The organism is Nonomuraea typhae, assembly GCF_009760925.1.
In the GTDB taxonomy this organism is placed as follows: domain Bacteria; phylum Actinomycetota; class Actinomycetes; order Streptosporangiales; family Streptosporangiaceae; genus Nonomuraea; species Nonomuraea typhae.
Genome location: NZ_VRLV01000011.1, coordinates 336,207 through 357,232 on the forward strand (window position 1 = coordinate 336,207; position 21,026 = coordinate 357,232).

Here is a 21,026-nt window from a genome sequence, read left to right on the forward strand (position 1 = left end):
ACCTTCAGGTGCCTTCTTACCAGGAGAGAGTATGCCTTTCTACGGTGTGGCGCATGACAACGATGCGTGCGCTCATCGGGCGCGAGGGCAAGGTGGAGATCGTCGAGGTCGCGGTGCCGGAGGCCGGGGCCGGGCAGGTGCGGGTGAAGGTGGCCGCGGCGGCCGTGCAGCCCGTGGACCTGTTCAGCGCCTCGGGGACGCTGCCGGACTTCAAGGTGGCCGATCCGCAGGAGGCGTACGGGCTCGGGTGGGACGTGGCGGGGGTGATCGACCAGGTGGGGCCCGGAGTGACCGGGTTCGCCGCCGGGCAGCCGGTGTTCGGGCTCGCGGACCGGCTGATGCTGCCGCACAAGGTGCACGCCGAGTACGTGATATTGGACGCCGGCGAGGTGGCCGCCGCGCCGGAAGGGATCTCGCCGGTGGAGGCCGCCACGCTCCCGCTCAACACGCTCACCGCCATCCAGGCGCTCGACCTGGCCGGGCTGGCGGCCGGGCAGAGCCTCCTGGTGACCGGGGCCGCCGGAGCGCTGGGCGGGTACCTCGTCGAGATCGCGGCCGCCCGCGGGCTGCGGGTCGTGGGGCTGGCGGGGGCCGGGGACGAAGGGGCGGTGCGCGGGTTCGGGGCCGAGTGGTTCGTGCCGCGCGGGGCGGATCTGGCGGCCGCGGTGCGGGCGGCGGTGCCCGGCGGGGTGGACGGCGTCGTGGACGCGGCGATCGTGGGGCTGGCCGCGCTGGACTCGGTGCGGGGCGGCGGCGCGTTCGTGGCGGTGGCGGCGGGCGCCGCGCCGGTCCCGCTGCGCGGCATCCGGGTCACGACCGTGTACGTACGCTCCGACGCCGGCCAGCTCGCCCAGGTGGCCCGCTGGGCCGCGGCGGGACGGCTGGCGCTCCGGGTGGCCGGCACCTACCCGCTGGAGCAGGCGGCCGACGCCTACGCCCGGCTGGGCGCCGGTGGGTTGCGTGGCCGCCTGGTGCTCACCCCGTGACTTAACCGGTGGGCTTGACCAGCGGGAACAGGATGGTCTCACGGATGTTCCGGCCCGTGAAGGCCATGATCATCCGGTCGATGCCGACGCCGACGCCGCCGGTGGGCGGCATGGCGAACTCCAGCGCCTGCAGGAAGTCCTCGTCCAGCTGCATCGCCTCGGGGTCGCCCCCGGCCGCCAGCAACGACTGCTCGACCAGGCGGCGGCGCTGCTCGATCGGGTCGTTCAGCTCGGAGTAGGCGGTGCCCAGCTCGGTGCCGAAGCCGATGAGGTCCCACTTCTCGGTGACCAGCGGGTTGTCGCGGTGGTTGCGGGCCAGCGGCGAGGTCTCCAGCGGGTAGTCCATGACGAACGTGGGCTGGATGAGGGTGTGCTCGACGAGTTCCTCGAAGATCTCCTGGACGAGCTTGCCCTGGCCCCACTTCGGGTCCCAGTGGATGTCGCGCTGGTCGGCGTACTTGCGGACCTGCTCCAGCGGGGTCTCCGTGGTGATCTCCTCGCCGATCGCCGCGGAGACCGAGCCGTAGAGGGTGATGCGCGGCCACTCGGCCAAGCCCAGGTCGATCTCGACGCCGTCGTGGACCACGACCGACGTGCCGAGCGCGGCCACCACGCACCGCTGGTACATGCGCTGGGTCAGATCGGCCATGTCGTTGTAGTCAAGGTAGGTGCCGTACGCCTCGAGCATGGTGAACTCGGGGTTGTGCGTGGAGTCGGCGCCTTCGTTGCGGAAGTTGCGGTTGATCTCGAAGACCTTCTCGATGCCGCCGACCACGAGCCGCTTGAGGTAGAGCTCAATCGCGATGCGAAGGTAGAGCTCCATGTTGTAGGCGTTGATGTGGGTCGTGAACGGCCGCGCCGTCGCCCCGCCGTGGATGGGCTGGAGCATCGGGGTCTCGACCTCGAGGTAGCCCTCCTCGTGCCAGAAGTCGCGGGCCGCGCGGACGGTCGCGCTGCGCAGGTGGGCCATCTTGCGCGCCTCGTCGTTGACGATGAGGTCGACGTAACGCTGGCGCACGCGCGCCTCGGGGTCGGTGAGACCGAGGTGCTTCTCCGGCAGCGGGCGCAGGCACTTCGCGGTGATCTGCCATGAGTCGGCGAGGATCGACAGCTCCCCGCGCCGCGAGGTGATGACCTCACCCTCGACGCCGACGTGGTCACCGAGGTCCACGTCGCCCTTCCAGGCGGCCAGCGACTCCTCGCCGACCTTGTCGAGCGAGATCATGACCTGGAGGTCGCCGGAGCCGTCACGCAGGGTGGCGAAGCAGAGCTTGCCGCCGACGCGGTTGAGCATGACCCGGCCGGCGACGGCGACCTTGTCTCCCGTGGCGGTGTCCGGTTCGAGGCCCTGGTATTTCTCCCTGACCTCGGCGTTGGTCGCCGTGCGGGGGAAGTTGACCGGGTAGGGCTCGACGCCCTCGCTGCGGAGGCGGTCGAGCTTCTCCCTCCGGATGCGCATCTGCTCGGGAAGTTCGTCGCTCACACCAACAAAGGGTAGGGGATATGGCGAACTGCAAGGGCTCGTCGGTCCCGTGCAGGGGCGCTGCAGGAACGTTGCAAGCACTCTCCGTTACCAATGTTTCACAGCACCTCGGGTTCCAGGAGAGACCATGATCAAGAAGATCGCGACCGGATTCCTCGCCGTCGCCGCCACCACAGCCCTTGCCCTCAGCCTCCCGACCGCAGCCGGCGCCTCCACCGCCAGCTCCTCCGACTACGACTACAGCGATTTCTGGGGCCCGGTCTTCGCCAAGCACCACCTCGCCAAGTCGCAGGGCTGGGTCGGCGTGGACTGGGACCACGACCAGGAGTCCAACACCGTCCGCGTGAGCGGCCGCCTCTACGACCTCGACCCCCGCAGCTACGACGAGGGCGGCAAGTGCGCCTACGTGAAGTTCCAGACCAGCGACTTCGACTACGACTGGTCCACGGTCTACACCAAGAAGTACTGCGGCTACCCCGGCTACAAGAAGTACTCCTTCTCCGAGGACGACGTCTACAGCCTGCGGGTGAAGGTCTGCCAGGTCGGCCCCTACGGCAACCACGTCTCCAAGTGCGGCCCGTGGGAGTACCTCTACACCGCCGAGTCCGAGTGACGATCCACTCCCCCTGTACGGCAGGCGGCCCCCTCATCCCGAGCGGGGGGCCGCCTGCTTTCATGCCGTGTTGCGGTTGTAGATGAGCCGCAGCCCGATCAGCGTCAGCCAGGGCTCGTGCACGTCGATCGAGCGTGACTCCCCCACCACCAGCGCCGCGTGCCCGCCGGTGGCCACGACGGTCACCTCGTCCGGGTCGTCGGCCAGCTCCGCCGCCATCCGCTCGACGATGCCGTCCACCTGCCCGGCGAAGCCGTAGATGATGCCGGCCTGGAGCGCTTCCACGGTGTTCTTGCCGATGACCGAGCGGGGCCGGATGAGCTCGACCTTGTGCAGCTGGGCTCCGGCCGCGGCGAGGGCGTCCACCGAGATCTCGATGCCGGGCGCGGTGACCGCCCCGACGTACTCCCCCTTGGCCGAGACGGCGTCGAAGGAGGTGGCGGTGCCGAAGTCGACGATGACGCACGGCCCGCCGTACTGGTCGATGGCGGCGAGCGCGTTGACGATGCGGTCGCTCCCGACCTCCTTGGGGTTGTCCATCCGGACGGGCACGCCGGTGCGCACCCCCGGTTCGACGATGACCGCGGTGACGTCGCCGTAGTAGCGGCGGCACATCTCCCGCATCTCGTTGAGCACCGAGGGCACGGTGGAGCAGATCGCGATGCCGCTGACGTCGGCCCCCTTGAGCAGGGGCGACTGTCCTAGCAGCCCCTGGAGCACGACGGCGATCTCGTCGGCGGTACGGCGGGCGTCGGTGGCCAGCCGCCAGTGCTCGATCACCTCTTCGCCCTCGAAGAGTCCGAGCACGGTGTGGGTGTTGCCGACGTCGATCGTGAGCAGCATCAATTACCCCCGTAGATCCAGCGCGATGTCCAGGGCCGGTGCGGAATGCGTGAGCGATCCCACCGCAAGATAGTCAACGCCAGTTTCAGCCACATCACGGGCCTTTTCCAAGGTCAATCCGCCGCTGGCTTCCAACTTCGCTCGATCTTTCGTGATTTGTACGGCATGAGCCATCTGTTCGACGGTGAAGTTGTCCAGCAGAATCACCTCGGCCCCCGCGGTCAGAGCCTCCTCCAGTTGCTCCAGCGTGTCCACCTCGACCTCGACCGGCACGCCGGGGAACCGCGCACGCACCGCCTCGAACGCCGCGGCCACCCCACCGGCCGCCACCACGTGGTTGTCCTTGATCAGCGCCGCGTCCGACAACGACATGCGGTGGTTGACCCCGCCTCCGGCCCTGACGGCGTACTTCTCCAGCGCCCGCAGCCCCGGCAGCGTCTTACGGCTGTCGCGCACCCGCGCCCCGGTGCCCTCCAGCGCCGCCACCCACGCGCCGGTCAGCGTCGCGATCCCGGACAGGTGGGTCAGCAGGTTGAGCGCGGTGCGCTCGGCGGTCAGCAGGGCGCGCGTGTCCCCTTCCACCGTCATCAGCACCTGGCCCGCCTCCACCCGCTGCCCGTCCTCGACCAGCCTGGTCGTATACGTAGAGCCTGCGACGATACGGCCGGCGCCCAGCCGGGCGAAGACCGCCTCGGCCACGCCCAGCCCGGCCACGATCCCCGCCTGGCGGGCCACCACGTCACCGGCCGAACGATGCCCCTCGGGGATCGTGGCCAGACTGGTCACGTCCCCCGCCTCCTGAAGGTCCTCGGCCAGCGCCCGGTCGATCACCGCCTGGATCTCCGGCGCACCGGCGTCCAGCGTGAGCCCATGCGGCGTGTACGTCATGTGCAAGCCCTCCTCCGTCAGTCGCACGTCCAGATGCCCGAGCCAGCGCTCGTCGTCACGCTCGCCGTGGTCCTCGCGCCAGTGCGAGCCCCTGGTCTCCTCGCGGGCGAGCGCGACGGCCGTGAGCACCGTGGCGACCGTCAGCAGGTTGGTCGCCTCCCACGCCTCGGTGCGCGGGTCCACCTTCACCGGCGTCCACCGGGCGTCGCGCAGCGCCTTGGCGGTGAGCGCCAGCGACTCGCGGCTGCGCAGCACGCCGGCCCCCCGGCTCATGTGCGCCTGGACCCTGGGCCTGATCCGGGGATCGCACAACCCCTCCGGGGCCGTGCCCTCGACCGCCCGCCGTACGGACGGCTCGATGTCCTGGGCGATGCGCTCGGCGAAGACCAGGCCCTCCAGCAGCGAGTTGGAGGCCAGCCGGTTGGCGCCGTGCACGCCGGTGCAGGCGACCTCGCCGCACGCGTACAGGCCGGGAATCGACGTGCGGCCGTGCAGATCGGTCCGGACGCCGCCGCTGGCGTAGTGCGCGGCGGGCACCACCGGGATCAGGTCCCTGGCCGGGTCCAGGCCGTGCTCCAGGCAGAGCGCGCGGACCGTCGGGAACCTGGTGCGCCACGTCTCCTCGCCGAAGTGGCGGCCGTCGAGGTAGACCTGGCCCGGCTGCCGCATGATCGCCTTGGCCACCACGTCCCGCGGGGCCAGTTCGGCCAGCTCGTGCACCTCGTCCATGAACCGCCTGCCGTGCTCGTCCACCAGGAGGGCGCCCTCGCCCCTGACCGCCTCGGTGATCAGCGGCTGCTGGCCCGCGGCGTCCTCGCCGACCCGCAACACCGTCGGGTGGAACTGCACGAACTCCAGATCCCGCACGACCGCGCCCGCCCGCAGCGCCAGCGCCACCCCGTCACCGGTGGAGACGAGCGGATTGGTCGTCGACTGGTAGATCTGCCCCATGCCGCCCGTGGCCAGCACGACCGCGCCCGCGTGCACCGCGCCCACGCCGTCGCGCGCGCCCTCGCCCATCACGTGCAGCGTCACCCCGGCGGCGCGGCCCTCGGCGTCCTTGAGCAGGTCCAGGACGAGGGCGTGCTCGATGACCTCGATCCCGTGCTCGTGCAGCGCGGCCACGAGCGCACGCTGCACCTCGGCGCCGGTCGCGTCGCCGCCCGCGTGCACGACGCGGTTGCGCCGGTGACCGCCCTCACGGCCCAGCTGGAGCTCGCCGCCGTCCGTCCGGTCGAACTCGGCGCCGCGCGCGATCAGCCGCCTGACCGCGTCCGGGCCCTCGGTCACGAGCGTCCGTACGGCTGCCGCGTCGCACAGCCCGACGCCGGCGATCAGCGTGTCGTTCAGGTGCTCCTCAGGGGTGTCGGCCGGGTCCAGCACGGCGGCGATCCCGCCCTGGGCGAACCGGGTGGAGCCGGCGCCCAGCACGTCCTTGGTGACGACCAGCACCTTCGCCTCGGGATTCAGCTCGGCATGGCGCAACGCCACGGTCAACCCGGCCACCCCGGAGCCCACGACGACGACGTCGGCCTCGCGGGTCCAGCCGGGTTCCGGGGCGCTGAGCCGCAGGGGGATCGCCGGTCCGCTCATGGGGGTCTCCTCACCGAGGGAATTTCGTCAATCTGACGATAACGCCTCCCGAGGAGTGACCCGGCGGCGGGGTGGGCCCTTTGGGGGGGGTGGGCCCTTCGCGGAGGGTGGGCCCTTCAGGGGTGGGCGCCCGGGACCGGGTGCCAGGGACGGGTTAGCCGGGCAACGTGAGGTGGAGTGCCCGGAACCCCGGGCAGCCGTTGGGGGTTGACCGGGGCCGGGGTGTCGCCCAGGAATCCTGATTGGTCAGGAGAGGCGGAGGACGGCGTTGTCGATGAGGCGCGTGGTGCCGACCTTGGCCGCTACCGCGAGGATGGCCTCGCCCTGGTGGGACTCGCCCACCTCGGTGAAGGTCGCCGGGTCCACGAGGACGAGGTAGTCGAGGGCCAGGTCGGCCCCTTGGAGTTCGGCCAGGGCCGCCGCCCTGATCCGGGACGGGGTGGACTCGAGCGCGCCGGCGAACAGCGCCCGGGACAGGGCCAGGGCGGTGCGGCGGTCGGCGGGTGACAGGTAGCGGTTGCGGCTGGACAGCGCCAGGCCGTCGTCCTCGCGCACGGTCGGCACGCCGGCGATCTCGATGGGCAGGTCGAGGTCGCTCACCATGCGCCGGATGAGCGCCAGTTGCTGGGCGTCCTTCTGGCCGAAGACCGCGACGTCCGGCTGGACCAGGTTGAACAGCTTGAGCACCACGGTCAGCACGCCGTCGAAGTGGCCGGGCCGTACCGCGCCCTCGACGATCGCGCCCATGCGCCCGGACGCGACGCTCACCTGGCGGTCGGGCGGGTACATCTCGGCGGCCGACGGGGTGAAGACGACCGCGACGCCCTCCTCGCGGCAGGCGTCGAGGTCGGCCTCGAGTGTGCGGGGGTAGCGGGAGAAGTCCTCCGCGGGCCCGAACTGCAGGGGGTTGACGAAGATGCTGACGACCACCCGGGATGCCAGCGCCTTGGCCTCGCGCATGAGCGCGCGGTGTCCTTCGTGCAGGGCGCCCATGGTGGGCACCAGGGCCACCCGGCCCTCTCCTCGTGATTTGACCAGGTCTGCGCGATTGCGCGCGACGATCAGCTCCACGCCTCAGCCTCCTGTGCCGTGATCAGGGCCGCCTTCGGGTCCCTGTCAGGTCCATATGTTGCCTCCCAGCGCGTCGAGCAACCGCTCGGCCTCCTCCGGTTTGAGCAGTCCGGCGGCCAGCGCGCGGTCGGCGGTCAGGCGGGCCAGGGCGATGTAGGCGTCGGCGGCCTCGGGGGCGGCCAGGATGAGCGCGTCCACGTGTTTGCGCACGGTTCCGGCGTCGCCGCGCACCACGGGCCCGGTCAGCCCGGCCATGCCGAGCCGCAGGACGTTGTCGAGGGCGGCGCTGAGCAGCGGGGCGAGCATGCGGCCCGGGTGTTCGACGCCGATGCGGCCCAGGAGCTCGGCGGATTCGGCGATCAGCGTCACCATGTGGTTGGCCGCCCCGGCCAGCGCGGCGTGGTAGAGCGCCCGGTCGGCGTCGGCGATCCAGACCGGCTCGCCGCCCATCTCGATGACCAGCGCCTCGGCGATCGGGCGCAGGGGTTCCGGCGAGGTGACGCCGTAGGAGATGCCGGTCAGCCGGTTGAGGTCGTCGTCACGGCCGGTGAACGTCATGACGGGGTGGAGCGCCAGCGGGAGTGCCCCGGCCCGCGCCGCGGGGTCGAGCACGGACAGCCCGAAGGCGCCACTGGCGTGCGCCACGAGTTTGCCGCGCAGGTCGGCGCCGGTGGCGGCCAGGCCGGCGACCAGGTCGGGCAGGGCGTCGTCGGGGACCGTGACCAGGATCAGTTCGGCGGCGGCCACCACGGCTTCCGGCGGCGAGGTCTGCACGCCGAGGCGTTCGGCGGCCCGGCGCTGGGACCGGTCGGAGACCCCGCTGGCGGCCACGATGCGATGGCCGGCCTGGGCCAGTGCGGCGCCGAGCGCGGAGCCCACTCTGCCCGCCCCCAGCACGCCGACGGCCAGCCGCGCCGGGCGGTCACCTGCGTCCATGTCATCCCGTCCTGTCAACCCGTTTGGCACTGCCGACCAGCGTAACCGCAGCTCTGCCGGACACAGGTGACCGGCCCTTTACCGCACGTTGCGTTAACGACAAAAAGGACAAGGGCATACAAACCTACGCACCCCCTGTCGGGAGAGATGAGGAGAGGGGAATTTTCATCGCATGGCAGCGGGCGCCGAGCCCACAGTGGACCCGACGCCCGCAATGACGATGTGCTGCCCCCTTAGGAGGTGCACCACTGGCCGGCCATCCGCCGACTGGCCGGCCAGAAAAGAGCTCGGACCGGTTTAGCGATAAATCGGTCCGGGCTCTTCGCCTTCTCATCAGGTGTGGGCCGTGCCCTTGCACCCTGCGACCGCGACGCCGATGACGGCCACCGCGTTGCCGCAGATGACGATCGGGATGTCGATCGGCGCGAACACCTGGTTGCCGCCGAGGACGCTGTTGTTGCCACTGGTGTTGAGGTCGGCGTGGGCGGGGGCGGCCATGGACAGCATGGCGAGCACACCGGCGGCGGCAAGAGTCTTCTTCAACATGAGGGGGCTCCTCTCCCTCGATGGGGGCGTGTGGTGACCGTCTGTAACGGTACCGCAAAGCGAGCACAATGAGTAGTTGTGTAATCACTAAGTGTGTCGGCATGTCGCCGTGAGATAGTCCGAGACATGTGGCTCACCTGGCGTGCCGCGATGGAACACGCCCTCTACGGAGACAGGGGTTTTTACCTTCGCGAACGCCCTTCGGGCCACTTCCGCACCTCGGTCAGCGCCGGCGACGCCTTCGCCGGCGCGATCCTCACCCTGCTGCGCCGGGTGGACGCCGATCTCGGCCATCCCGCCCACCTCGACCTCGTGGACATCGGCGCCGGCGAGGGCGCCCTGGTCAGCCGCGTGCTCAGCACCGCCCCGCCCGAGCTGCGCGAACGCCTCAACGTCACCGCCGTGGACCTCTCGCCCAGGCCGGACCGGCTGCCCGAGCACATCACCTGGGCGACGCGGATCCCCGACGAGATCACCGGCCTGGCCGTCGCCAACGAGTGGCTCGACAACATCCCGCTCGACGTGGCCGAGCAGACCGCCGACGGCCCCCGGCTGGTCATGGTCGACACCGGGTCCGGCGAGGAGCGCCTCGGCGAGCCCCCGCAGCCCGCCGACGCCCAGTGGCTGGCACGCTGGTGGCCCCTGCCGCGCGTGGGCGCCCGCGCGGAGATCGGCCGCGCCCGCGACGCCGCCTGGACCGCGGTCCTGGTACGGCTGGCCCGCGGCCTGGCGGTGGCCATCGATTATGCACATCCTGTGGATAACCGCCCGCTCTGCGGCACGCTCACCGGATACCGCGACGGCTCGGTCGTTCCCCCCATACCCGACGGGACCTGCGACATCACCGCACACGTGGCACTCGACGCCTGTGCGGCAGCAGGCGAACAAGCGGGCGCGATATCCACAAGGTTGTCCACACAGCGCGACGCCCTGCGTGCGCTCGGCATCACCGGCGCCCGCCCGCCGATCGACCTGGCGAGCACCGATCCAGCCGGCTACCTGAGGGCGCTGGCCCGCTGCACCCAGGAGGCCGAGCTCATCGCTCCCCACGGCCTGGGCGGCTTCGGCTGGCTCGAGCAGGGCACCCGATGACCGCCATGGCCGATCACTCTCCGTTATGAGACGATCGCGCTCATGGATCTGCTCCCTGTGGCTCCCACCCCCTGGAACCTCGCCGTCACCCACCACCCCGCCGGCACCGTCGTGGCCACGTCGGCCGCGCACGTCCAGGAGGCGGTCCGCCACGCCGCCGCGCACGGCCTGCGCGTCCGCGTGCACAACACCGGCCACGGCGCCCTGCGCCCGGCCACCGGCGACGATCTGCTCGTCGTCACCTCGGAGCTGACCGGCGTCGAGATCGACCCGGTCGCGGGCCTCGCCACGGTCGGCGCCGGCGTCAGGTGGAGGGACGTCATCGCCGCCGCCGACCCGCACGGCCTGACGCCGCTCACCGGCTCCAGCACCGGCGTCGGCGCCGTCGGCAACAGCCTCGGCGGCGGACTCGGCTTCCTGTCCCGTCAGTACGGCCTGGCCTGCGACGCCATCACCGCGGCCCAGATCGTCACCGCCGACGGCACCCTGCGCCGCGTCGACGACGCCAGTGAGCCGGATCTGCTGTGGGCGCTGCGCGGCGGCGGCCCCAACCTCGGCGTCGTCGTCGAGCTGCGGATCAAGCTGGTCCGCGAGCCCCGGGTGTACGGCGGCGCCCTGCTCTGGCCGGTCGAGCTGGCCAGGCAGGTGCTGACCGCCTACCGCGACTGGACGGCGGACCTGCCGGTCTCGGTCACCTCGGCCGCCGGTGTCCTGCACTGCCCCGACGCGCCCTTCGTGCCCGAGCCGATGCGCGGGCGGTCGTTCGCGCGGGTGTGCCTGTGCGCCACGGGCTCTGACGCGGAGGCCCTGGTCGCGCCGATGCGGGCGGTGCCGGGGCTGGTCGGGGACACCGCCGGGCCGATCCCGTTCACCGCGATCGACGTGGTGACCCAGGATCCCGTCGAGCCGCTGCCCATCACGATCAGGGGCGAGATGGTGGCGGAGCTGTCGGACTCGGTGATCGACTACCTGGTGGAGGTGGCGCCGCGCGGGGCCGAGCCGTACGTCTTCACTCTGGCCAGGCACGTGGCCGGGATGCCGCACGCCGACGATGCCGGGCTGGGCTACTGGCAGGGCGGCTTCGCCGTGGGCGCCGTGTGCCTGGTGCCGGACGAGACGGCGATGGAGGCGGTGACGGGCTTCGGCCGGCGGTTCTCGGCCGGGCTGGCGGGCAGCGCGACGGGGTTCGTGCCGCTCAACTTCATGGGCGATCCCGAACAGGCGGCCCGGGCCTTCACGCCCGAGCACCTGCGGCGGCTGACCGAGGTCAAGAGGCGCTACGACCCGGACGGCATGTTCGGCGGCGACCGGTCGATCCCGGCTAAACGGTGACCTCCAGCTCGATCCCGGTCAGACGGTGACCTCCAGCGACTCCAGGCCGCGGATGACGTAGCCGGGGTTCCACACCGGCTCGCGCACCAGCTCCATCGCGGGCGCCTTGTCCAGCAGGGCGCCGAAGGACTCCAGGAGCTCGATCCTGGCCAGGGGCGCGCCGAGGCAGAAGTGGATGCCGGCGCCGAAGGAGATGTGCGGGTTGTCGGCCCGGCCCACGTCCAGACGGTCGGGGTCGGCGAAGACCTCGGGGTCGCGGTTGGCCGAGCCGAACAGCAGCGCCACCTCCACGCCCTTCGGGATGGCCACGCCGTTCACCTCGATGTCCTCCAGCACCCAGCGCTCGAACATCTGCAGCGGCGTGTCCCAGCGCATCAGCTCCTCGATCGCCGTGGGCAGCAGGGAGCGGTCGGCGCGCAGGCGCTCCAGCTCGGCCGGGTTGCGGAACAACGACCACCAGCCGTTGCCCGTGACGTTCACGGTGGCCTCGTGGCCGGCGTTGAGCAGCAGCACGCAGGTGCCGACGAGTTCGTCCTCGGTCAGCTCCTCGATCTGGGCCAGCGCGCTGACGAGGTCCTCGCCGGGGTTTCGCCTGCGCTCGCGGGCCAGGTCCTTCAGGTAGGCGGCGAACTCCGACGCCGCGCGGACCGCGGTGTGCTGGGCCTCGCTCGAGGGGTTCAGCTCGTACATGCCGCAGATCTCCGCCGACCAGGGGCGCAGCAGGTGCCGGTCGGACTCGGGCACGCCGAGCATCTCGGCGATCACCGTCACCGGCAGCGGCTCGGCCACCTCGGCCAGCAGGTCGCCGCCGCCTTTGGCGACGAAGGCGTCCACCAGGCCGGCCGCGATCGCCGCCACGCGCGGGCGCAGCGACTCGACCATGCGCGGGGTGAACGCCTTGGAGACCAGGCGCCGCAGGCGGGTGTGGACGGGCGGCTCGACGTCGAGCATGCCCGCGTTGACCACCCGCCAGAACGGCTCCTGGAAGTCCGGCGGCGCCGGCTGGCCGAACTCCTCGTGCGTGGCGGCGTGCAGGTAGGAGCGGCCGAGCCGGCGGTCGCGCAGCAGCGCGTTGACGTCGGCGTGCCGGGCGACGAGCCACTGGCCGGTCGGCTCGAAGAAGCTGACCGGGGCCTCGCGCCTCAGCTCGGCGTAGACGTCGTACGGGTGAGCGACGAAATCCGGATTCCAGGGGTCAAAGCGCACCAACTCATCCTACGAGGTGGTGTCCTTCTCGCTTTCCTTGGCGACCTGCTTGGCATGCCTGCCGCGCATCCGGATGTTGAGCAGTTCCACGATGACCGAGAAGGCCATCGCGAAGTAGATGTAGCCCTTGGAGATGTGCTGGCCGAAGCCCTCGGCGATGAGCACCACGCCGATCAGCACCAGGAAGGCCAGCGCCAGCATCTTGATGCTCGGGTGCTTGTCCACGAACCGGCTGATCGGGCCCGAGGCGAACAGCATGACCAGCACGGACACGACCACCGCCGCGACCATCACGCCGAGCTCGTTCACCATGCCCACGGCGGTGATGACCGAGTCGAGCGAGAAGACGATGTCCAGGATCATGATCTGGACGATCACCGAGGCGAACGAGGTGACCTTGCGCTGCTTGCCGTCCTCGCTCTTCAGCTCCATGCTGTGGCCGATCTCGGTGACGCTCTTGGCCAGCAGGAAGAGGCCACCGAGGATGAGGATCAGGTCGCGTCCCGATATCGGATGCCCGAAGATCGAGAACAGCGGTTCGGTCAGCCTCACCACCCACGACAGCGCGAACAACAGCAGCAGGCGGCTGATGAGCGCGGCCGCCAGGCCCAGGACCCGGGCTCTGTCGCGTTGGTGTTCGGGGAGTTTCCCCGCGAGGATCGAGATGAAGATGATGTTGTCGATCCCCAGGACGATCTCCAGGGCGACCAGGGTGAAGAACCCGATCCATATTTCCGGGCTGCTTACCCAATCCCACATCTCGGCACCTCCATACGTTGGGGGAACTATCTCCGGGTACCAACGACCTAACCCCCGCAGAAGTTCACGATCTCGCTTAGTAGTGAAACCTCCCGCCCCACCAGCGGATCGATCATCGAGACAGCCGCGCACCACGGAGGCGTCCGAATACCGGCTTGCGAAAACCGCCCAGGTGTCGCTTATAGTGCTGGCTGTAGGTCATGAGTGCCAGCGTCAAGCCCCGGCTTGCTGGCCGGCAACCCTCGCGTCCGCGGCGGGGTGCCCCGGGTGAAGACCAGGCCTGTCACGCAGGGTGACAGGCAAGCGCGGGCTCCGAGGGCGAACCAAGGGGTCCCGATGACCCTGGAGGGTTCCGCCGTGTCCACGCTGACCATCTTCAACTCCGTCCCCGCCCAGGCCCCGGCCGAGCAGCCCCAGCAGAACCCGGCGCAGGCCGTCCCCGCCGTGCTCGGCGCCGACCTGCAGGTCCCGGTCAAGGGCGGCAGGCTGGTCGGGTACGCCAACCTCGACTACGCCGCCAGCGCCCCCTGTCTCGAGCCGGTCAGCGCCGCCGTCACCGCCGCGCTCCCGGCCTACTCCAGCGTGCACCGCGGCGCCGGCTACGCCTCCCAGCTCACCACCGCCCGCTACGAGCAGGCCCGCCACACCGTCCGCGCCTTCGCCGGCGCCCGCTCCGACGACGCGGTCGTCTTCACCCGCAACACCACCGACGCCACCAACCTCCTGGCCGGCGTCCTGCCCGCGGGCACGACCACCGTCGTCTTCGACAGCGAGCACCACGCCTCCCTGCTCCCCTGGCAGAAGACGGTACGGCTGGCGCCGCCCGCCTTCCCCGGCGAGGCCGTACGGCAGGCCGACGAGGCCCTGGCCGCCATCGACGGCCCCAAGCTGCTGGTCGTGACCGCCGCCTCCAACGTCACCGGCGAGCTGTGGCCCATCGCCGCCCTGGCCCACATCGCCCACCGGCACGGCGCCCGCATCCTCGTCGACGCCGCCCAGCTCGTCCCCCACCGCCAGCTCAACCTCACCGCCCTGGACCTCGACTACGTCGTCTTCTCCGGGCACAAGCTGTACGCCCCCTTCGGCGCCGGGGTGCTGATCGGCCGCCGTGACTGGCTGTCGTCCGGCGAGCCGTACCTGAAGGGCGGCGGCGCGGTGAAGTCGGTCGGCGACGACGGCGCCGAGTGGCACGAGGACGCCGAGCCCCGGCACGAGGCCGGCACCCCGAACGTGATCGGCGCCATCGCCCTGGCCGCGGCCTGCGACGCGCTCAGCGCGACCGGGTGGGCGCCGCTGGTCGTCGAGGAGGAGCGGCTGATCGCGCGGCTGCGCGACGGGCTGGCCGCGATCGACGGCGTGCACGAGCTGTCACTGTGGGGCCCCGACCACCCGCGGGTCGGGATCGTCTCCTTCGTCGTGGACGGCTACACCGCCCGCGAGGTCGCCGAGGCGCTGTCCGGCGACTACGGGATCGGGGTGCGGGACGGCAAGTTCTGCGCGCACCCGTTCGTCCGGCACCTGCTCGGCACGCCGGAGCGCAGGAGCTCGGGAGAGAGCGAGGAACGAGCCAACGACGAGCGAAGCGGGCGCGACCATAAGCACGCCGGCGGCTGCGAGGACGGCACGGCCTCGGCGGTGCGCGCCTCCATCGGCATCGGGACCACCGACGAGCACATCGACCGGCTCATCGGCGCTCTGCGCGAGCTGGCCGGCCGTTAGTCAGGCCCGGTTGTCCGGCGGGTTCTTGCGAGGCTGGTCGTCGGACATCAGGGCGTCGATCGCCTTCATGTCGTCGTCGCTCAGCCTCGGGTTCCCGGGGTTGCCCGGGTTGCCGGGGTTCTGCGGCGGCTGCGGGGGCGTGCTCCCGCCCGCCGGTGGCGGCGGTGCGGGCTGGCGCGGCACGTCGGTCACCGTGCGGACGTTCGGCGAGACCGTCGACGACGGGGCCGCCACGGGCGCCTCCGGCAGGCTCAGCTCAGCCGTCCTGCGCCGCCGGAAGAAGGCGTTGACGATCCCGTCCACGCCGATCCGGCCACCCCCGGTGGCCAGCAGGAGCAGGCAGCACGCACCCAGCGCGCCCACGAGCTCCCAGCCCATGTCGGCGACGAAGATGCCGTTCTTGGCGTGCACGAAGATGATCGCCCCCGCCGACACCGCCAGCAGGGCCAGCGCGGCCACGCGCACCAGCATGCCCAGGATGAGGAAACTGCCGCCGACCAGCTCGGCGATGGTCGTGAACCCGGCCGCGAGCTCCGGGTACGGCACTCCGGACTGGGTGAACATCTGCGCGATCGAGCCCGGTCCTGCCTGCCACTTCTGCCACCCGTGGGCCACGAAGATCACGCCGATCGTCACACGCGCGATCAGGGCAGCTAGATCGAAGACTAGCCTCATGGTGGTTCTCCCCCCGTTGCGGCAATTGTCGCACCCCTTCTGACCTGCGAATCTTTCCCCTACCGTCTCTTGACCACCCCGTGGGGCAGGGTGGGCCGTTGCGGCGGGTCATGTGTCCGACGTGAGAAGCGACCCCCACGATCGGCGCCCGCCCACGGCGGCGGGTGGCGTGGGGGCGGCCTGCCGTACGGGAAGGGAGAAACGGAGAGCGGCGGGCGTGCGGAAGGGGGAGAAACGGAGAGCGGCGGGCGTGCGAGGTGGATCAGGAGGACGTGCGGTGGGAGCATGAAGGTTATGACTGAGCGCATTGTGGGGATTGGCGCCGGGGCGAAAGAGCTGGCGACCGAGGACATGATCCTCAACATCGGCCCCCAGCACCCCTCCACCCACGGCGTGCTCCGCCTGCGGCTCACCCTCGACGGCGAGCGCATCTCCAGCGCCGAGCCCATCATCGGCTACATGCACCGCGGCGCCGAGAAGCTGTTCGAGGTCCGCGACTACCGGCAGATCATCATGCTGGCCAACCGGCACGACTGGCTGTCCGGCTTCGCCAACGAGCTCGGCGTCGTCCTAGCCGCCGAGCGCATGCTGGGCATGGAGGTGCCGGCCCGCGCCGTGTGGGCGCGCACGCTCCTGGCCGAGCTGAACCGGGTGCTCAACCACCTGATGTTCCTCGGCTCGTACCCGCTCGAGCTCGGCGCGATCACCCCGCTCTTCTACGCCTTCAACGAGCGCGAGCGCATCCAGGCCGTCATGGAGGAGATCTCCGGCGGCCGCATGCACTACATGTTCAACCGGGTCGGCGGGCTCAAGGAAGAACTGCCGTACGGCTGGCTGGACCGCGTGGCCGAGACCGTGGCCGAGACCCGCAAGAAGGTGCCCGACATCGAGGACCTCATCCTGCACAACGAGATCTTCATGGCCCGCACCAAGGGCGTCGGCGTGCTCGACCGCGAGACGATCATGCAGTACGGCGTGAGCGGCCCCATAGCCCGAGCCTCCGGAGTCGACCTCGACCTGCGCCGCGACCAGCCGTACCTGGCCTACCCCGAGCTGCCGGTCAAGGTCGTCACGCGGACCGCCGGAGACTGCTACGCCCGCTTCGAAGTCCTGCTGGACCAGGTGAAGGTCGCCCTCGACCTGGCCGACGCCTGCGTCGACAAGCTGCGCTCCCTGCCGCCCGGCCCCATCAACCAGCGCCTGCCCAAGGTGCTGAAGGTGCCCGAGGGCCACGCCTACGCCTGGACCGAGAACCCGCTCGGCATCAACGGGTACTACCTTGTCTCCAAGGGCGACAAGACGCCATGGCGGATGAAGCTGCGCTCCGCCTCTTACAGCAACATCCAGGTTCTTCGCGAGATGCTGCCCGGCCACCTGGTGGCCGACATGGTGGCGATTCTCGGGTCCATGTTCTTCGTTGTGGGTGACATCGACAAGTGACGCGTGACAAGTACGTCGACTGGCTCCGGGCGGTCAGTCTGATCGTGGTCGTGGTATGGCATTGGGCGTTCACCATCCTCGAATGGGGGCCCGACGGCCCCTCACCCACCAGCCCTCTCGGCTTCACCTCCGGTCTCTGGATCCTCACCTGGCTGCTGCAGGTGCTGCCGTTGTTCTTCTACGTGGGCGGGCACGTCCACCTGATGTCCTGGAACCGCGCCTGCGAGCGGGGCGTCGGCATCGGCGCCTTCGTCTGGCGCCGCATCCGCGCCCTGGCCCTGCCCGCGCTCGGGCTGTCGGCCGTGTGGATCGGCATCGGGGTCGTCGTCGCCACGGTCTTCGACGCGCCCTGGATGGGGCGGGTCGTGCTCCTGGTGCTCAGCCCGCTGTGGTTCCTCGGCGTGTACCTGGTGCTGATCGCCCTGCTGCCCGTCGCCCTGTGGATGCACCAGCGCTTCGACGTGCTCGCCCTCATCTGGCTGGGCGGCGCGGCCCTGGTCGTGGACGTCCTCCGCTTCCGCTACGACGTGGAGTGGATCGGCTGGCTCAACATGATCATCGTGTGGGGCCTGGCCCATCAGGCCGGATTCTTCTACGACCGCCTGGTCGCCCTGCCCCGGCGCTACGACGTCGGCGTCCTGTGGACGGGGCTGTTCATGCTGATCGGCCTGGTGTACTCCGGCATCTACCCGGGGTCCATGGTCGGGGTGCCCGGGGACAAGTGGTCCAACATGGCCCCGCCCACCTTCGTCATCGTGGCCCTCCTGATCTTCCAGATCGGGCTGGTCGAGGTACTGCGGCCCGCGATGGAACGCGTGCTGGAGAAGCCCGGCTGGGCCCGGGTCAACGACACGATCAACCGGTTCGCGCTGCCGTTGTTCCTCTTCCACACCACCGGGATGGCCATCGCGCTCGGCCTGGCCTGGTGGCTGTTCGGCACCCTCGGAGGCAAGATCCCACCGGACCTCATCTGGTGGCTGGAGCGCCCCCTGGCCATCCTCGGGCCGCTGATCTGCACGCTTCCGGTCATCTACCTCTTCGGCCGGCGCCGCCGTACACCCAAGGAGGAAACCCCCGTCACCACGTGACCCGCTACTTGGGGGTCTGAGGGGGGTTGTCGGGGTCCTTCGGGATGCGGCAGGCGTGTTCCAGGAACAAGGCGGCGGCGATCAGCACGACGAAGGACAGGAACGAGCCCGTGGCGATGAAGAACTCCGTCCGCGGCGTCGCCTTCGTCAGCATGGACATCGTGTGCAGCGCGAACCCCGCGAACACCCCCGCGAACAACGCGCCCGCGTACGACGAAGCCTTGGCCAGGGCGGCCAGACGGGCCACGGCCAGCGGTTCCACCGGCTTGGTGCCCTCCTTGCGGGCGATGCGGGCGCGGGTCATCCACCCGCTGTACGCCTCCCCGACGGCCAGGAGCAGGACCGTGGGGATCGCGGTCCACGGGACCGTGGGCAGGGTGGCGTAGAACTGGCGGACCAGGATCCAGGTGAGCAGCGCCACCACGACGAGGACGCCCACCAGGACACCGGGTTTGGTGGGCTTCAAGCCGGCCCCTGCAGCTTCAGGTCGTCACGCAGCCAGACGCCGGCCCGGTCGAGACCGGCCAGCAGGTCGGCCACGCGGCCCCTGCCCGGGATCTCGCCGTCGGGGTCCACCTGCGACCACGGCACCAGGACGAAGGCCCGCTCGTGCGCCCGCGGGTGCGGCAGGGTCAGCTCCGGGTCATCGCTGACCACGTCCCCGACCACGAGCAGGTCGACGTCGAGGGTGCGTGCCCCCCATCGTTCCTCCCGGACCCGGCCGAAGGCGTTCTCGACGCTCTGCGCCCGGTCCAGCAGCATGCGCGGCTGCAGCTTGGTCTCGGCGACCACGACCGCGTTCAGGTACGGCTTCTGCCCGGCGGGCCCGCCCACCGGGTCGGTCTCGTACACCGGGGACGCCCCCACGAACTGCAGCCCCGGGGCGTCGAACAACGTGTCCACCGCCCCCTGCAACGTGTCGAAGCGCCGCCCCAGATTGCTGCCCAGCGCGAGGACCACCTTCATAGACGGCTCCGCTCGATCGTCACGACCACGTCGTCGAAGGGCACCGGCACCGGCGCCGCCGGCTTGTGCACGCTGACCTCGACCCGGTCCACCAGGCCGTGGGCCAGGCAGACGTCCGCCAGCCGCTGGGCCAGCGTCTCGATCAGGTTAACCGGCTCGCCCTCGACGACCTTCACCAGCGCCTCGGCCAGCTCGCCGTAGTGCACCGTCCGGGTGAGGTCGTCCCCCGCCGCCGCGTGGACGGTCTCGAGGAACAGCGTCACATCGACCACGAACTCCTGGCCCAGCTCCCGCTCGGCGGCCAGCACACCGTGCCGGCCCCGGGCGCGCAGGCCCTTCAGCGTGATGCGGTCAGTGGTCAAGCTCGCCTTCTTCCTCGTCGTCGTCGCCCTGCAGCACCGGCGAACCGTGGTGCATCCACAGCCGCCAGCCCTGCGGGGTGCGGATGTAGACGTTGCTGGCCACGACCTTCCCGGCGGCGAAGCTGGCCTCGCCCTCCTCGCCCGCCGTGAGAATGTTCTCCACGCAGGTCAGCACCGCCACATCACCCAGCACCACCGTGCTCACGTCGGTGAGCACGAACTGGATGTAGGTGGTGTTCGCCATGATCAACGCCCAGGAGCGCAGCACCTCCGAGCGCCCGCTCAGCAGCGACCACCCCGGATGCACGCAGCTCACCTGCTCGCTGAGGGTGTCCTCGGCCCAGATCTCCGTCATCTTGTCGAGGTCGGCGTTCTCGATCGAGGTGTAGAACGCCTGGTTGACCGTCTCGATGGCCGCGGTGTCGACGCTCATGCTCCGGCTCTCTTCCATGCGGCGGCCACGCGCACGGCGTCCGCGTTGGGCCCTACCTCGTGCACCCGCACACACCATGCCCCCGCATGAGCGGCCAGCGCCGTCACGGCGAGCGTGGCGTCGTCAGAACCGCTGAACGGCCGCGGCCTCCCCTCGGCGTCAGCCAGCAACCTGCCGAGGAAGCGCTTGCGCGAAGCCCCGATCAGCAGCGGGTAGCCGAGCTCGGCCAACCGTCCGATCCCGGCCAGCACCGCCCAGTTGTGCTCGGCGTTCTTCGCGAACCCCAGCCCGGGATCGAGCACCACCTGCTCCGGCCGGACTCCCTCGGCCAGCACGTAGTCCACCCGCTTGGCCAGCTCCTCGCTCACCTCGGTGACCACGTCCTCGTAGAGGGCCCGCCGATCCATGTCGTGCGAGTGCCCCCGCCAGTGCATGACGACGTACGGCACCCCGGTCGCCGCCACGACCTGCGGCATGTCCGGATCCGCCATCCCGCCGCTCACGTCGTTGACCAGCCGCGCCCCGGCCTCCACCGCCGCCCGCGCCACCTCGGCCCGCATCGTGTCCACGCTGACCGCGACACCCTCACCCGCCAGCGCCCGGATCACCGGGACCACCCTGGCCAGCTCCTCCTCCAGCGACACCCTGGCCGCCCCCGGGCGCGTGGACTCCCCGCCCACGTCGACGAGATCGGCCCCCTCGGCCACGAGCTCCAGCCCGCGCCGGATCGCCGTCCCCTCGTCGAACCACTGCCCGCCATCGGAAAAGGAATCGGGCGTGACATTGACGACACCCATGACGAGGCACCGATCCTCGGCAGGCAGTCCCGGCACCCTCATCATGCTCCCAAGCCTAGGCGTCTGCGCGCCCATCTTTTACGGCGGGGCCAGCGTAACGCCATCCGCCGTCCCGCCTTTCCGGCCTCCGGGGAAACGCACCGCTACGGCGGGCACGGAGTTTTACGGCGGGCAAGGCGGGCTCGCGTGCCCGGTAAA

21 protein-coding genes and 1 riboswitch are annotated in these 21,026 nt (G+C 70.7%); of the genes, 7 read left to right on the forward strand and 14 right to left on the reverse strand.

All coding sequences use genetic code 11. The features are described from left to right. Nucleotides 1–53 precede the first annotated feature (53 nt). Complete coding sequence (locus tag FVE25_RS36245) at nt 54–986, forward strand: NADP-dependent oxidoreductase (RefSeq protein ID WP_246267960.1); 933 nt, start codon at nt 54–56, stop codon at nt 984–986. Nucleotide 987: 1 nt separating this feature from the next. Here the strand turns inward: FVE25_RS36245 and lysX are convergent, their stop codons facing one another. After that, complete coding sequence (gene lysX, locus FVE25_RS36250) at nt 988–2,469, reverse strand: bifunctional lysylphosphatidylglycerol synthetase/lysine--tRNA ligase LysX (protein WP_157251901.1); 1,482 nt, start codon at nt 2,467–2,469, stop codon at nt 988–990. Nucleotides 2,470–2,596: 127 nt separating this feature from the next. Between lysX and FVE25_RS36255 the strand changes: the two genes are divergently transcribed. Then, nucleotides 2,597–3,082, forward strand: a complete 486-nt coding sequence (locus FVE25_RS36255) for a hypothetical protein (protein ID WP_157251903.1) — start codon at nt 2,597–2,599, stop codon at nt 3,080–3,082. Nucleotides 3,083–3,142: 60 nt separating this feature from the next. Here FVE25_RS36255 and FVE25_RS36260 read toward each other — a convergent pair whose 3' ends face one another. From FVE25_RS36260 to FVE25_RS36280, 5 genes are all read right to left on the reverse strand, one after another. Then, entirely contained in the window at nt 3,143–3,925 is a 783-nt protein-coding gene (locus tag FVE25_RS36260; protein ID WP_157251904.1) for a type III pantothenate kinase, read from the reverse strand. Nucleotides 3,926–3,928: 3 nt separating this feature from the next. Beyond that, the gene (locus FVE25_RS36265) at nt 3,929–6,406 is read right to left on the reverse strand and encodes an L-aspartate oxidase (protein ID WP_157251906.1); all 2,478 of its coding nucleotides are present in this window, start codon (nt 6,404–6,406) and stop codon (nt 3,929–3,931) included. A gap of 246 nt (nt 6,407–6,652) precedes the next feature. Beyond that, nucleotides 6,653–7,477: a pantoate--beta-alanine ligase gene (gene panC / locus FVE25_RS36270; protein WP_157251908.1), complete on the reverse strand. Its 825-nt coding sequence runs from the start codon at nt 7,475–7,477 to the stop codon at nt 6,653–6,655. A gap of 45 nt (nt 7,478–7,522) precedes the next feature. Next, nucleotides 7,523–8,413 (reverse strand): Rossmann-like and DUF2520 domain-containing protein, encoded by an 891-nt coding sequence (locus FVE25_RS36275; RefSeq protein WP_157251910.1) that lies wholly within the window; start codon nt 8,411–8,413, stop codon nt 7,523–7,525. Nucleotides 8,414–8,746: 333 nt separating this feature from the next. Beyond that, nucleotides 8,747–8,959: a chaplin family protein gene (locus FVE25_RS36280; RefSeq protein WP_157251912.1), complete on the reverse strand. Its 213-nt coding sequence runs from the start codon at nt 8,957–8,959 to the stop codon at nt 8,747–8,749. A gap of 126 nt (nt 8,960–9,085) precedes the next feature. Here FVE25_RS36280 and FVE25_RS36285 point away from each other — a divergent pair, with 126 nt between their 5' ends. Both FVE25_RS36285 and FVE25_RS36290 read left to right on the forward strand, forming a co-directional pair. Beyond that, entirely contained in the window at nt 9,086–10,051 is a 966-nt protein-coding gene (locus FVE25_RS36285; RefSeq protein WP_157251914.1) for an SAM-dependent methyltransferase, read from the forward strand. Nucleotides 10,052–10,093: 42 nt separating this feature from the next. Then, on the forward strand, nt 10,094–11,383 hold the full coding sequence (locus tag FVE25_RS36290) for an FAD-binding oxidoreductase (RefSeq protein ID WP_157251916.1): 1,290 nt from the start codon (nt 10,094–10,096) through the stop codon (nt 11,381–11,383). Nucleotides 11,384–11,401: 18 nt separating this feature from the next. Here FVE25_RS36290 and FVE25_RS36295 read toward each other — a convergent pair whose 3' ends face one another. Both FVE25_RS36295 and FVE25_RS36300 read right to left on the reverse strand, forming a co-directional pair. Next, nucleotides 11,402–12,589, reverse strand: a complete 1,188-nt coding sequence (locus FVE25_RS36295) for a cytochrome P450 (protein ID WP_157251918.1) — start codon at nt 12,587–12,589, stop codon at nt 11,402–11,404. Nucleotides 12,590–12,598: 9 nt separating this feature from the next. Then, nucleotides 12,599–13,348 carry a TerC family protein gene (locus FVE25_RS36300; RefSeq protein WP_157251920.1) on the reverse strand — a complete coding sequence of 250 codons (750 nt, stop codon included), beginning with the start codon at nt 13,346–13,348 and terminating at the stop codon, nt 12,599–12,601. A 196-nt stretch (nt 13,349–13,544) separates the two neighbouring features. Then, a riboswitch (SAM riboswitch) is annotated at nt 13,545–13,660 on the forward strand. Nucleotides 13,661–13,684: 24 nt separating this feature from the next. On the opposite strand from FVE25_RS36300, the gene FVE25_RS36305 reads away from it, so the two are divergent. After that, nucleotides 13,685–15,067 carry an aminotransferase class V-fold PLP-dependent enzyme gene (locus tag FVE25_RS36305; protein WP_157251922.1) on the forward strand — a complete coding sequence of 461 codons (1,383 nt, stop codon included), beginning with the start codon at nt 13,685–13,687 and terminating at the stop codon, nt 15,065–15,067. On the opposite strand, the gene FVE25_RS36310 is transcribed toward FVE25_RS36305, so the two are convergent. Then, nucleotides 15,068–15,742, reverse strand: a complete 675-nt coding sequence (locus tag FVE25_RS36310) for a DoxX family protein (RefSeq protein ID WP_157251924.1) — start codon at nt 15,740–15,742, stop codon at nt 15,068–15,070. It lies immediately after the preceding gene. A 294-nt stretch (nt 15,743–16,036) separates the two neighbouring features. Here FVE25_RS36310 and FVE25_RS36315 point away from each other — a divergent pair, with 294 nt between their 5' ends. Both FVE25_RS36315 and FVE25_RS36320 read left to right on the forward strand, forming a co-directional pair. Further along, on the forward strand, nt 16,037–17,182 hold the full coding sequence (locus tag FVE25_RS36315; protein WP_157251926.1) for an NADH-quinone oxidoreductase subunit D: 1,146 nt from the start codon (nt 16,037–16,039) through the stop codon (nt 17,180–17,182). Continuing rightward, on the forward strand, nt 17,179–18,270 hold the full coding sequence (locus FVE25_RS36320) for an acyltransferase family protein (protein WP_157251928.1): 1,092 nt from the start codon (nt 17,179–17,181) through the stop codon (nt 18,268–18,270). Before FVE25_RS36315 ends, FVE25_RS36320 begins: the two co-directional genes overlap by 4 nt. A 4-nt stretch (nt 18,271–18,274) precedes the next feature. Here FVE25_RS36320 and FVE25_RS36325 read toward each other — a convergent pair whose 3' ends face one another. Genes FVE25_RS36325 through folP form a run of 5 tightly spaced genes read right to left on the reverse strand, consistent with a single transcriptional unit; the run spans nt 18,275 to nt 20,873 of the window. Beyond that, nucleotides 18,275–18,736 (reverse strand): DUF3180 domain-containing protein, encoded by a 462-nt coding sequence (locus FVE25_RS36325; RefSeq protein ID WP_157251930.1) that lies wholly within the window; start codon nt 18,734–18,736, stop codon nt 18,275–18,277. Continuing rightward, a complete protein-coding gene (gene folK / locus FVE25_RS36330; protein ID WP_157251932.1) occupies nt 18,733–19,236 on the reverse strand; it encodes a 2-amino-4-hydroxy-6-hydroxymethyldihydropteridine diphosphokinase in 504 nt (167 codons plus the stop codon). The genes FVE25_RS36325 and folK overlap by 4 nt, the downstream gene beginning before the upstream one ends. Then, entirely contained in the window at nt 19,233–19,598 is a 366-nt protein-coding gene (folB, locus tag FVE25_RS36335) for a dihydroneopterin aldolase (protein ID WP_157251934.1), read from the reverse strand. The genes folK and folB overlap by 4 nt, the downstream gene beginning before the upstream one ends. Beyond that, complete coding sequence (locus FVE25_RS36340) at nt 19,588–20,031, reverse strand: nuclear transport factor 2 family protein (RefSeq protein WP_157251936.1); 444 nt, start codon at nt 20,029–20,031, stop codon at nt 19,588–19,590. Before FVE25_RS36340 ends, folB begins: the two co-directional genes overlap by 11 nt. Beyond that, on the reverse strand, nt 20,028–20,873 hold the full coding sequence (folP, locus tag FVE25_RS36345) for a dihydropteroate synthase (RefSeq protein WP_484549356.1): 846 nt from the start codon (nt 20,871–20,873) through the stop codon (nt 20,028–20,030). The genes FVE25_RS36340 and folP overlap by 4 nt, the downstream gene beginning before the upstream one ends. Nucleotides 20,874–21,026: the final 153 nt, after the last annotated feature.